General features: G+C 45.8%; 12 protein-coding genes. 9 read left to right on the top strand and 3 right to left on the bottom strand.

Translation table 11 applies throughout. The features are described from left to right. The first annotated feature begins 576 nt into the window (after positions 1–576). The 4 genes from K8S19_06365 (at position 577) to K8S19_06380 (ending at position 4,068) form a co-directional block, all read left to right on the top strand. On the top strand, positions 577–1,560 hold the full coding sequence (locus K8S19_06365) for a DUF523 and DUF1722 domain-containing protein (protein MCD4813300.1): 984 nt from the start codon (positions 577–579) through the stop codon (positions 1,558–1,560). 80 nt (positions 1,561–1,640) lie between these two features. Beyond that, entirely contained in the window at positions 1,641–2,090 is a 450-nt protein-coding gene (locus K8S19_06370) for a bacteriohemerythrin (protein ID MCD4813301.1), read from the top strand. Between the two features lie 60 nt (positions 2,091–2,150). Further along, a complete protein-coding gene (locus K8S19_06375; protein ID MCD4813302.1) occupies positions 2,151–2,777 on the top strand; it encodes a hypothetical protein in 627 nt (208 codons plus the stop codon). 154 nt (positions 2,778–2,931) lie between these two features. Next, positions 2,932–4,068: a metallophosphoesterase gene (locus K8S19_06380; GenBank protein ID MCD4813303.1), complete on the top strand. Its 1,137-nt coding sequence runs from the start codon at positions 2,932–2,934 to the stop codon at positions 4,066–4,068. A 33-nt stretch (positions 4,069–4,101) separates the two neighbouring features. Here the strand turns inward: K8S19_06380 and K8S19_06385 are convergent, their stop codons facing one another. Continuing rightward, on the bottom strand, positions 4,102–4,938 hold the full coding sequence (locus K8S19_06385; protein ID MCD4813304.1) for a DUF4105 domain-containing protein: 837 nt from the start codon (positions 4,936–4,938) through the stop codon (positions 4,102–4,104). A gap of 121 nt (positions 4,939–5,059) precedes the next feature. Between K8S19_06385 and K8S19_06390 the strand changes: the two genes are divergently transcribed. Beyond that, on the top strand, positions 5,060–5,905 hold the full coding sequence (locus K8S19_06390) for an HDOD domain-containing protein (GenBank protein ID MCD4813305.1): 846 nt from the start codon (positions 5,060–5,062) through the stop codon (positions 5,903–5,905). Positions 5,906–5,909: 4 nt separating this feature from the next. Here the strand turns inward: K8S19_06390 and K8S19_06395 are convergent, their stop codons facing one another. Next, positions 5,910–7,157 carry a U32 family peptidase gene (locus tag K8S19_06395; protein MCD4813306.1) on the bottom strand — a complete coding sequence of 416 codons (1,248 nt, stop codon included), beginning with the start codon at positions 7,155–7,157 and terminating at the stop codon, positions 5,910–5,912. A gap of 116 nt (positions 7,158–7,273) precedes the next feature. Between K8S19_06395 and K8S19_06400 the strand changes: the two genes are divergently transcribed. Next, positions 7,274–7,792, top strand: coding sequence for a hypothetical protein (locus tag K8S19_06400; protein MCD4813307.1), 519 nt, complete (start codon positions 7,274–7,276; stop codon positions 7,790–7,792). Here K8S19_06400 and K8S19_06405 read toward each other — a convergent pair. Further along, complete coding sequence (locus tag K8S19_06405; protein MCD4813308.1) at positions 7,789–10,038, bottom strand: vitamin B12-dependent ribonucleotide reductase; 2,250 nt, start codon at positions 10,036–10,038, stop codon at positions 7,789–7,791. The two genes, K8S19_06400 and K8S19_06405, sit on opposite strands and share 4 nt — an antisense overlap. Positions 10,039–10,426: 388 nt before the next feature. On the opposite strand from K8S19_06405, the gene K8S19_06410 reads away from it, so the two are divergent. The 3 genes from K8S19_06410 to K8S19_06420 are packed head-to-tail and all read left to right on the top strand — an operon-like array spanning position 10,427 to position 12,774. Continuing rightward, the gene (locus K8S19_06410; protein ID MCD4813309.1) at positions 10,427–10,831 is read left to right on the top strand and encodes a hypothetical protein; all 405 of its coding nucleotides are present in this window, start codon (positions 10,427–10,429) and stop codon (positions 10,829–10,831) included. Beyond that, positions 10,813–11,772, top strand: coding sequence for a hypothetical protein (locus K8S19_06415; GenBank protein ID MCD4813310.1), 960 nt, complete (start codon positions 10,813–10,815; stop codon positions 11,770–11,772). Before K8S19_06410 ends, K8S19_06415 begins: the two co-directional genes overlap by 19 nt. 24 nt (positions 11,773–11,796) lie before the next feature. After that, positions 11,797–12,774, top strand: coding sequence for a DUF882 domain-containing protein (locus tag K8S19_06420; GenBank protein MCD4813311.1), 978 nt, complete (start codon positions 11,797–11,799; stop codon positions 12,772–12,774). Positions 12,775–12,834: the final 60 nt, after the last annotated feature.

A 12,834-nucleotide genomic window follows, 5' to 3' on the forward strand; every position in this document is an offset into this window, starting at 1 on the left:
CACCGGATAATAGAAAAGTATTTATTGTTTTTAATTATTTTTGTTAAAAGTAAGAAACACAGTAGTTAGTTGAATCGCCCTAAACACTTATTTTTAAAGGAAAAAACGCACCGCAAGCAAAGATGGGACATTAGGTGACGATATCGTCAAGTCCGGCTCTAGTGTAGTGCATCCAACACTTTTTGTGTACTATGCCCGCAATGACAAATGTAAAGTTATTTATGACGCACTACACTATAGTGTATGGGTACAGTATCGGTTTTTCTTTAAAAACAAGTGTTTAGGGCGAATAGAAAACAGGATGCTCGATTAATTTGGACGGCAATGGTTTTCAATATGTTAGCCGTGAATTCCCCGGATTTCAAGTCGGGGACATTTCGTTTAAAAAGCGAAATGCGGAATAGTAATAATGATTTTCTACAGATCATATCCAAATACCCGCTTTTCAGAGCGGGAAATTGAATAAAAAAATAAATGTGCTGGAATAGTGTTGAAATAGGCTTTTTCAATGACAAACCGGAAGGCGGGGCGTAAAATAACAAAAAAAGAATGAGATTATTGTGGAGTGAACCATCCATGGTGATAAATGTTGGTATCAGTGCCTGCCTTTTAGGTGAAAAAGTGCGCTATGACGGCGGGCATAAGGTGGATCATTATTTAAAAGAAACATGGGGTCAGTATGTTTCCTGGTATCCAGTCTGTCCGGAAGTGGAATGCGGTCTTCCGGTTCCCAGAGAACCCATGCAGCTTATTCGCAGTCCGGAGGGCATTCGACTTAAAACCCGAAAATCAGGCCGGGATCACACAAAACGCATGGGAAAATGGATGGAAGAGAAACTGGTGAAGTTGGAAAAAGAGCCGCTATGCGGGTTCGTGTTCAAAACCAAATCGCCCAGCTCCGGTATGCGGGGGGTAAGAGTCGTTGAAGGCGATAAAATTTATAACAATGGCATAGGGATTTTTGCACAAGCATTCATGCTGCTGTTCCCCCATTTGCCAATAGAAGACAATGCCCGTTTGCAGGACCCTGCTGTAAGGGAGAATTTTATGACCCGGGTTTTTGTTTACCACCGTTGGCTGGACTATATCGTAAATGACCGTTCCGTAAAGGGTTTGATGGCTTTTCACTGCAGGCACAGATTGTTGCTGATGGCACATAGTCCGGACCTGGTTCCCAGGTTGGGGCGTAGGATGTCAGCTTTGACCGGAAAGAACGGGGAGGCGGGAGCCCACTTGTCGGCTGGGAGAAATCAGCTGAACCAAGCCGTGTTTATGGATTATTTGGGGTTACTCATGCAGGGATTGTCCATGCGTACAACGATTAAGAAGAATACCAACGTTTTATATCATATTTTAAGGTGTTTTGAAAAAAAGTTTTCTATGGATGAAAAAAATGCGGCCGTTGAGGTCATTGAAAATTATTATCGCGGTGCTATTTCCCTGGTTGTTCCCGTGACGCTGCTTCAGCATCACTTGCGCCGGTATCCGAATAACAATTTGACAGGTCAACACTATCTTCATCCCCAGCCGCTGGAATTGATGCTGCGTAATCATGTTTGAAAAAAGTATTTTTTTGGAGCGGGAGTGAAAAAAGATTTGGATGGATTTTAAGTGAAAAAATTTACGGGGAGGGGATTCACATGCATCAATTAATTAAATGGCAGAAATCAATGAGTGTCCATGTTTCGGAATTGGATGATCAGCATAAGGAAATGATTTCCATAATTAATAATTTGTATTTGGTATTAAAAGAAGATGCGGATGCACGACGCATCCAGGACATTGTTTCTCAACTGCAAACTTATGAAAAATGTCATTTTGAAGCAGAAGAGGCACTCATGGTGCACTGCGGTTACCCGGGGTTGGAAGAACACAAAGCGATGCATGCTGTTATGCAAAAAAAAATGGCTGAATTTAAAACGGGGCTGGAAAATGGAGATGTGCTGCCTTTGGTTAAATTACTTCCTTTTTTGGTAGAGTATTTGCATGATCATATCATTAAGCAGGATGGAAAGTTTGCTGAGTTTTTGCGCCGCCATAAGAGTTGCGCTAAACAATTGCCGGATAAGTTCCCGGAAAAATCCACCTGATTGACAATTCGATTGGAGAATTGTTATGATGGGTTTAAAGTCCACGCTGGGAGGTGGGGAATGACTGCGATTTTGAAAATTGTAATGGTTGTCACGACTTTATTGTTTTCCGGTTGCTATTTCACCTCGCTTCATCCCGTTACAGAAAATCCGGTTCCGGGTTCTGACCCGGCATTGTTGGGTCTTTGGAAAACAGTCGCAACGCAGTCGGATAACTCGCAGGAAGAAAATTATTTGCTGTTTATGGAAGAAACTGATGGACACATTCTTGTTGTGTTGATGGAGGATTATTACAGGTTTTCAGAAATTTATCGCGGGTTTATTTCCGATGTGAATGGAGATAAGTATTTAAATATTAAGAAGGTCAAGTCTGACGAAAAAAAGCATGTTCGGCACAGTGATACCGGCTACTTTATTGTGCAGTATGAAATTACTGAAGGATCACAATTAAATATTCGGACACTGCGTGAAGCGCAGATTGAGAAAGCGGTGAAACAAAAGGTCCTTGCAGGCAGGATTACCCGGAATCGATATACGGATGATATTCGAATAACGGCGGCGTCGGAGAGAATTGCCGCCTATTTGGCATCACAAACACTCTCGGAATTGTTGGAGACCACTAATATGATTACCGCGAAAAAAATCAACGAACTTCCTGCGGAATTAATAAGAACTGAAAATGAATGAATATTTTGATAAATGAGTGTTCCGTGTCCGGCCGGATCAGTTTCGCGCCGGCCTGATAATCGCAGCGGTTTAAAATATAAGTCTCGGGAGAGCATTGTATTCGACAAAAGGAAACAGTGGTGGGCGCGTTACCCATTGCAGGCAAGGACGGCGCATGAAGATTGCACAATTAACGGATTTGCATGTTTCTAAATACGGTATTCGTATGACCCAGTTTAGGAAAATTGGGCGCGACCGCGCAGCCCGGGACAAAGGATGGCGGACAGTATGGAAGTCCGACGGCTGGCGGATTGATATACGTCATGCCGAACGCCGCTTGCGATTTTATGATGCGTTGCGCCTGGTTGATGATGATGGGTATATTCATGAGATTATAAAAGTGAAAAACGGTGGTACGGTAGATGCCGTGCTCAAAAAATTACATCATCGCAGAGTTATCCATAGTCGTACTTGTCATGCTTATTTGGCAAAGCATTGTCCAACCGATAAAACCATTGAATATCTTTTAAAAGAAGATCCCAACAATGAAAACATTCAGTTTTGTGCTGTTGCAAAAACCCTGATGAAGGATAAACCCGATTGGATTATTATCACCGGCGATGTGACGGATGACGGTGTTGGCTATGATCTGGTACAAGCCGGTTTTCAACAGTATATTAAAAAAAAGCGGCTTGTTTGTATTCCAGGCAATCATGATATTTATGCAACCTCGCCGGTTTTTAAGGAGAAGCCGCTGCGACGCAGCGTCCGTCAGAAGCGTAAAGATTGGGAAGTATTTGCGGATAGCCTGGGTATACCGAAACAGGGAGGGTATGTTTTAGATCTCGGGTCGGAGGTGGTTTTGGCCTGCTTTGACACCTGTCAACCTTCACATGTGCCGGGCAGTGCGTCGGGGTTACTTCCGCTGCATCAAATTCATGCGGTTGAAATGCAATTGAAAGAAAGAAAAAATCATACCGTCCGGTTGGCATGTATGCACCATCCGATTATCAATATGCAGTACCATGGGTTGAATTTTCCGCTTTTTCAACCGGGGATGCGGTTGCGGAATGCCAAACGGGTTTATCCCCTGATGGCGAAAATGGGGTTCTCGCTGGTGATGTATGGACATCAGCATGCCGGTTATATTTTTCAACCGGCGGAAGGACCCGTTTTTATGAGTGCGCCTTCCAGCACTTATGGATGCCGCTCCGGTGCCAGTCCGTTCTATTGGAGCGTTGAGGTGGATCGGAAAGGGATTCATAAAATGACCCAAAAGCGTATTGGGCTTCTGGAACGCATGTATAAATAGGGTTGGGGAATTTTTTTACCCAAAATCGGTTAATTATTCGTTGAATTTTCGAATGAAAATTGAGAAGGCGGGATCGTCTGCGTAGGCATCGGCGCGCGAATTGATTTTATGGAAATCACGGTATTCGGAAAATGGGAGTTGGGTGTCAACAAGTCCGAGTTGGTAGAAAAGATCATCCGAATATCCCGGAAAAAGAATATTAAAATGAAAAGGAATCCGGCCCGGGATGATTTCGTTGATGTGGCCCACAATTGTCGTGGCACAGGTGTTGGTGAAGGTGTGGTAGAACTCGGGATGCTCATGCAGCGCGTTGGCTTTTTTCAGCATGAGAACGAATAATTGACGGAGGGTTTTTTTTTCAAGTGTGAGGGGATAGAGGAATACCTCATCGCGCCGGTACTGAGTACGAAGTTTGATCAGGTCTTTTTCATCGCCTACTACGTACATGATTTCAAATTGTTTGAGCATTCCCTTGATGGGTGAAAAAGATTCGCCTTTCTCTTTGCGTATCTCGACGGAAATGGCAATGTAATCATTGCCGGAAAATTCAAAGCTGATGAAAGTGTGTGCCAAACCCCGCCAGGATGAAAAAGGTTCGCAGACATACCAGGCTGATTCGATATTATTTAAATGGACGGTTTTATCATAGTGAGAAACAGCATAATCAGATACTGATTGGTATGTGACATTGCGGATATTGCTGATTTTCACCTGGTCACCCTCAAACACAGCCTGTGAAAGGATTGTCTGATCTTCGGACCAGTCGCGATGATTGGAAGGTTGAATTGCGCTATAAATAATAACCGGAATAAAAAAACATAAGGCAAAGACCAAGTTTTTCCAGCGTTTTAGTTGTTGCAACCAATGCATGGGATATCAGCCTCCTGGGGACGTGAAAAACAGTATACCAGTTTTTCAGTGCGAGTCATGCAAATAAAAAGTGGACTCAATAAGAGGAAGAGAACCGCCGATAGTAGTGAGAGGAGGCGGGATGCAACAAAAAATCGATCCAACCACCATGGTGAGTTTACCACCCTTGCCGGTTTCGGTTCTGCATTTGACGGAGTTGATTTCTCAGGGAAGTTATAATATCGAGGAGATCACGCAGGTCATTGAGCTCGATCCGGTACTGACCGCCAGTGTATTGCGCTGGGCCAATTCATCTTGGAGCTCGGCTCAGATTGAGATTAATAATATATGGGATGCGGTGGTCCGCTTGGGGTCGGAAAATGTTCTTAAGCTGGCAGTCGGGCATCACATGATGGCCAACATGCGAAATCGCTGCGGGAAGAGTGATTTGTCCGAGGATAGGCTTTGGAAACATAGTGTGTCAACCGGATTTGCTGTGGAAGCTATTCGGAATGTCGTGCGTATTTCCATTCCTCATATTGCTTTTACTGCAGCGATCATGCATGACATGGGTAAGGTGGTGATCAGCCGGCAGATGGGATATCAAGAAACCAACGCAGCGATCAGCGGTTATATGGAAAAACACCAAACAGATGAACAGACGGCGGAAAAAGAAGTGATGGGTATGGATCATGTCGCGATGGGGAGCATGATTGCCGAACAGTGGAATATTCCCGGAACCATCCGCCAGGTTATTGCAGAGCATCACCGGCCGGATGATCATCCGGATCGGTTGGTGGATGTTATTACCTTGGCCAATTATATGAGCCGACAAATGGGATTTTCCAGTTATACATGCAGCGGGCCTGAAATCAGTATGATCCGTGTTTTACAGCGATTAGAGATGGAACCGTCCATGTTGGAGAAAGCATATGAATTGACAAAGGCAGCGTATGAAAAAACCGCTGATAAGTGGGGCTGTCGTTGATGGATTAGAGCGTGGGTGGGATGGCGCGAAAAATATGCACCCTATCATTGGTACGGATACGCTTCGGGACTTTGAAGGTTACGTCTTCACCTGGTTTGGCCCGGCAAATCGGTTTATCCTCTTTTTGCATTCCTTCTAATTTAAATGTCACCACGCCTGTGGTTGGACCGATGATAATGATCTCATCGCCATTGGCCAGGTCACAGGCCTCGATTTTGACCCAGGCAGCAAAAGCCTTGGGATAGTAGTTTAATACCTTTCCGCAATAGACTTTTCGATGAGTGGCATGGGAACCATGTTTACCCGACCATTGGCTGGAATCCATTCCTAAATAAAATCCTTCCGCATAACCGCGGTGGTAGATTTTTTTAAGATCTTGCTCGAGGGATTGGGTAAGGGCGGGGGAATACGTGCCTGCAACCAGGGCATCAAGCGCAGAACGGTAGGCCTTGGTCACCCAATAAACATACTCCGCTGAGCGTGTCCGGCCTTCGATTTTTAGAACAGAAACACCGCTGGCTGCGATTTTATCAAGAATATGAATCGTGTTAAGATCTTTGGGGCTCATCACATAGTTGTTATTCAATACCAGTTCTAAATTGTCTTCCGTATCCATAACCCGGTATTGGCGACGGCAGGGTTGTAGACATTGGCCGCGATTGGCCGATGCATTGTGCAAATAAAGTGACATGGCACAACGGCCGGAGACGGCAACGCACATGGCGCCGTGTGCAAAGAGCTCGATTTCCAGGAGACGTCCGGCAGGGCCGGTTAGTTGGCGTGTCTGAATTTCCCGCGTAATATGCGCGACCTGTGCCAGAGAGAGTTCGCGCGCCAGCACAATACGGTCCGCATACTGACTGAAGAAAAGGACGGATTCGAGATTGGAGACCGAGAGCTGGGTTGAGATATGCGCTTCGAGCCCCTGCTGATGGCAGTAGAGCAGGGCAGCCATGTCCGACACAATGACACCGTTGATCCCGGATTGTTTGGCGGTATCAATGATTTGGCGGGCTTGGTCCAGCTCGTGGTCATAGAGCACTGTATTGAGTGTGAGGTAGCTTTGGATTCCGGCCTTGCGGCATTGCCCGGCGACCCGGTTGATCTCGGAGAGAGAAAAGGTGACCGTGTTTTTTGCACGCATATTAAGAGCTTCGACGCCGAAGTAAACAGCATCGCATCCGCCTTGAATCGCGGCCTGTAATGATTCATCATTGCCGGCCGGGGCTAAAAGTTTGGGATGGGTATGCATAAGGCGTATCCTTGAAACTGCGATTAGTGGAAAAATGAGACTATATACTATTTATAAATAAAATGCAAATGAATGGTATACTGAGCCGTTTGGAAACAAGATGCCAAGGAGTGAGTATGTGTTTTGAAAAAATGGATGAATTACTAAAAAAATATCAGGCACTGTGTGATTATTGTGATCGCTTTTTTGAAAGTGTGGTCAAAGCGTACCCCAAAGAAATTCATTGTCAAAAGGGTTGTTCCGAGTGCTGTACGCTAAATTCGGTTGCACCGCTGGAAGCCTATGTAATTGGGAGGCAGCTTTCGGGTATTCCTCGAATTTCCAGTGTATGTCAGGGCCAATACTGTCGTTTTTTAATCGAAGATGCTTGTGCCGTTTATCCGGCCCGGCCGATTATTTGCCGTACCCATGGTATCCCGTTGGACTATCCGGATCGTGAGGGGGTGGATGTTTGTCCGTTGAATTTTCGGGATCGTGAATGGTTTACCATTAAGCCGGAATCAATTCTCAAGGCCGAGAGAATTACTGAAAATTTTATGCGATTGAATATGGCCTATTGCATGATTGCCGGACTTCCGCCTACCAATAAAGACAGGGTTGCAATCTGGGATATCGAACCGGCCCCAAGCGATTAGCTGCAGCGGGAGAAGCCGCAGGCACGACAGACCATACAGCCACCCTCGTGCTCGATCGCACCGCCGCATTCCGGACAAGCTCCGGTGAGACGGTCCAGCGCATCTAAACTTCCAGAGAGTTTGACCGTGCTCTCATCACCCTGCCGCCATTTAAGATAGCGTTCGATCGCCAGACCGATCGCATCGGGGCAGGAGAGGACCATGCCCCCTTCAGCCCATGCAGGATTCGGACAGCGAATACCGCGTAAATTTTTTATGATTGCTTCCGGATTGACATCCGCGCGCAATGCCATGGATACCAACCGTGAGATGGCTTCTGACTGAGAGGCTGCGCAGCCGCCTGATTTTCCCATCTGGGTAAAGATCTCGAATAGACCGGTTTCATCATTGTTTAATGTGATATAGAGATTGCCGCAACCGGTCCTCATTTTATACGTAGAACCCTGGATAACATCAGGTCGTTTACGCGGTTCAAGCTTATGAAGTTCTTCCGTATCTTGCTGGGAAGCGGAGCCACTCACAGATAAAACCTGGTTTTCACGGCTGCCATCGCGATAAATGGTGACACCCTTGCATCCGCTTTGAAATGCTTTGCGGAAAACTTCATCCACATCTTGGGTGTTGGCTTTTTTGGAAAAGTTGACGGTTTTGGAAACGGCATTGTCAGTATATTTTTGGAATGCCGCCTGCATACGCACATGCCAGAGCGGTGTAATATCATGGGCGGTTACAAAAATATTCTGGATATCGTCCGGAACCCCATTAATCCCATGAACAGTACCCTTGGCAGCGATTTCCTGCATTAACTCAGGAGAGTCAAATCCGTGAAAAACTGCGGTCTGTTTGAATACCGGGTTAACTTCAATGAGTTTATCATTGTCCATGACATTGCGTACAAACGAGACGGCGAACAACGGCTCAATACCTGAACTCACACCCGCAATAATACTGATCGTTCCGGTGGGCGCGATGGTGGTTGTGGTGGCATTGCGCAACGGCCGTTCGCCGTTTTTGGCATACAGACTCTCGCCAAAGGCAGGGAAGGGCCCACGTTTTTGCGCCAGTTCGCGCGACATTTGTTTGCTCTCGTCCTGAATGAATTTCATGATGTTTTCAGCAATTTGGAGCGCTCTTTCGGAATTGTAAGGAACGCCGAGCTTGAGCAGCATATCCGCGAAGCCCATAACCCCCAGCCCAATTTTCCGGTTGGTTTTAACCAGGTCATCAATCTTTTGCAGCGGAAAGGCAGAGACATCAATGACATTATCCAGGAAGTGAGCGGCTGAGCGAACGACGCGTTTTAATCTGGCATAATCAACAACCTTGAGACCATCGGTCTCTGTAATCATGATAGAAAGATTGATGGAACCGAGATTGCAGGCTTCGTATGGCAGCAAGGGCTGCTCACCACAAGGATTGGTGCTCTCGATATTACCCAGGTGCGGCGTTGGGTTGTCTGCATTGATATGATCGATAAAAACAATCCCCGGTTCGCCTGTTTGCCAGGCATTTTTTACGATTTGGTCAAAGACTTTTTTGGCATTGAGCCGGCCGGCTTTTTCCTGCGTCTTAGGATGAATGAGATCAAAGTCTTGATCTTTTTCCAATGCCTGCATAAAAGGATCTGTTAAGGCAACACTGATGTTAAAATTGGTCAGTTCCTGCGTGTCCTGCTTGCAGTGGATGAATTGAAGGATGTCGGGATGATCGACCCGTAGAATTGCCATGTTGGCGCCCCGTCGTGTCCCGCCTTGTTTGACAGCTTCGGTTGAAGCGTTGAAAACTTTCATAAAAGATACCGGGCCGCTGGCACAACCGTTAGTGGAGCGTACCCGTGAATTTTGTGGCCGGATGCGGGAGAAAGAGAAGCCTGTTCCGCCGCCGCTTTTGTGGATCAAGGCTGCGTTTTTAACGGTTTCGAAAATTGATTCCATACTGTCCTCAATCGGGAGGACAAAGCAGGCAGAGAGCTGCTGGAGATCACGGCCTGCATTCATGAGTGTGGGGGAATTGGGCAAAAATTCAAGATCAGTCATCAGGTTGAAAAATTTATCGGAAACAGCGGAAATATCTGCCTGGGGGTCGTAAATCCGATCGGGGGATGCAATGTTGTTTGCCACGCGTCGGAATAATTTATGGGGTGTTTCGGTGATTTTTCCTTTGTCATTCTTTGCAAGATAGCGGCGTTCAAGAACGCGGATGGAGTTGATGGGGAGTTTTAAATCAGTGGCAGATGATTGGGACATACGGTAGACCTCCGGTGTTTAATATGTTGGCCGCGAATTCCCCGGCTTTTAAGTCGGGAGTGAAGCGGGATAGTAATAATGACTTTTTACAGATCATATCCAAGTCCCCTGACCGGATAGATAATTGAAGGATGGGACTTCTGTTGGTTGCCCGCTCTTTTGCCCGGCGAATGTTGGGTGTCGGATCAGAGCGGGGAACTTGAATTAAGGTGCATATCATACGGCGGATTTGATATTTGTCAAGCAAACTTTTTAATAAAATACTATATCTACGCAATTCACAACATTCATACCACAACATATAGAGCAAATCAATATAACTCGGAACAATTATGATTAGAAAGTAAAACCCTTACATTTTCTATCGATTTTATACAGATGATTGCGTATGATAAAAAAAGGAAGCAATCCTGGAAAGGAGATTACCGCATTGGAATGGGTTGAATATGCAGGGAAAAAAATACTCAGTAACGATTTAACGCACTTGTCTGTTGAGGACTTTATTGATGCAATGAAACGATTTGAATCCATAATATTGGAACAGCAGGAGAAGTCTGTTCTGGTGTTGTCGGATATCCGGGGAGCAAAATTTGACCGCCGAAACGTGGCGGAACTGAAAAGAACTTCTTTGGCAACCACCCTTTTTATTGATAAATATGCTGTTGTCGGTGTTACCGGTGTTCAAAAAAATCTTTTTAAGGCAGTTCAGATGGTTACTAAACAAAAAGGTGGCAGCACGCTGGAGGCGTTTGGCACGATTGAGGATGCAAAAAAATGGTTGGTGCAATCGTGATAATTGTCATGGCTGCCGGAAAAATTAAACCGCGTGCTGCTTGTTTGGCGGTTTTTTTGCTTCTTCTGGCAGGATGCTCCAAAGTGCAGGAACAACAATTAAAACCATTGGAGGGAAGCATCCACGATCAAATCTATATTTCACCGCTCGGTTCTTTCTCTGTGGATTTGACAGATGATGTAGATGTGTCTTCTTTGCAGGATGCCATTTCAAAAGACGGTTCGGCGATCGTATGTGGATTTGCGGATAAAGCCGGCAATCATTACAGCATTATGGCAACCTTTATCAGGAAAAAACCGCAGGAGAATTTTATTGCATCTTTGGTCAAAAAAAATCTTGCTCAAGGGAAACAGGTGGTTGAAAGCCGGACATCTGACGGCCGTTCCAGCTATCAAGAAAGCTATTTAGGACAAAATCAGCAGGGGCGTTATGTTGCGAAACTGGAAATTGTTTTTTATAAGGAATTAATCCTGTTTGATATTATTTTGACAGGTAAAGATGAAAAGCAGGCGCAACCAGCCACGCAACACATTGATGTGGGATTGAATCAACTGTGGGAACGCACGATATTTCGTGGTCGTTTTCGTGAACTGCCCGGTTCGCCTGCCAGGCTGGATCCGCGTATACCCATTACCGTTTATGCCGCCAAAACAGCTGCAGAAAATCTGGGGTACACGGTGGAGCTTCAGCGCACCGGCAAGCAGATTGTCCGTGTTTACACCCAAGGCAAATACAGCCGGATCATTATTAGCTTGGGTGTGCAGCAGGTGGGAACCGATTTGGTTGTCAGCGAAGCGGTTTCCTGCATTGCCAAAGATGAAAAGTTTGCCGATCATATCAAAATGATATTTTTTGTGGAGTTCGAAAAGCGTTTGGCGCAGGAATGTATTAAAATTAAGCGCAGCCGGACGTATGATGAAGATCTCCTATTGAATCCGTAACAGACAGGGAAGTGAAAGGAAAAAATGAAAGATCGATGGATCCCGCTTTTAGTGATGGTTTTATTTTTGATGCTGTCAGATCCCTCCGGGACATTTGCAGAAAATTTTTTTTATTCCGGCAGGGCCGGTTTCAGTGTGCATTGCAATCAGATGATGCTGGGATATCATGAGCAGGCGGTCTTTGCGTTGCCCGGAGAAACACTCGTGCTGCAAGTGGTCGATGCAAAATGGCGGACCGAGTATTTTTTTGATTCTGAATTTGGAAGGACCCAAAAGCAAACTGAACGTAAGTGGGTTTGGACGGTACCCGAAACGCCGGGGAATTATACTGGACGGATTTTTCAGCTTAATGGTGAAGAAGCGGTTTTTATTTATTGTTTTGTCATGGTTCCGTTTGAAGCCTTGCAAGGCGGTGACATGAACGGTTACCGGATCGGGCAGTATCCGTCGCAGGCAAACGGTCATAGCGAGATATATCCGCAACCTCGCGGTTTTATTGAAGTGACGGAAGACAATGTTGATCACAGGCTTATGCCCCATTTCACACTGCGGCAATTCATCTGCCGTCAAGACGGGGCATATCCAAAATATGTGGTGCTTGATGAGCGTCTGCTCATCAAGCTTGAAGTACTGCTGGCCCGAGTCAATTTGGAGGGGTTTGCCTGCCACACCCTGAGTGTTTCCAGCGGTTACCGGACACCGTATTACAACCAACGGTTGGGCAATGCTAAATATAGCCTGCATATGTGGGGCCGGGCGGCGGATATTTTTGTTGATGGGAATGGTGATCATAAAATGGATGACCTTAACCGTGACGGGAAAAATAATATGTCGGATGTGCGGCGTTTGATAGCTATGGTGGAACAACTGGATGAAGAACCGCGTCATCATGACAAAATAGGCGGGTTGGGTTTATATGATCGTACGGAAAAGCACGGGCCGTTTGTGCATATTGACGTACGCGGTGAGCGCGCCCGTTGGGAGCGCAAGCGCGCCCGTTAGGAGCCATGAAAATATGCGGTTTTTATTTTGTAAAAAAAGATGTCTTAAATAAACCCAGTT

It is taken from the genome of bacterium (assembly GCA_021108215.1).
Lineage (GTDB): Bacteria > Oederibacteriota > JAAXVQ01 > JAAXVQ01 > JAUVAV01 > JAIORK01.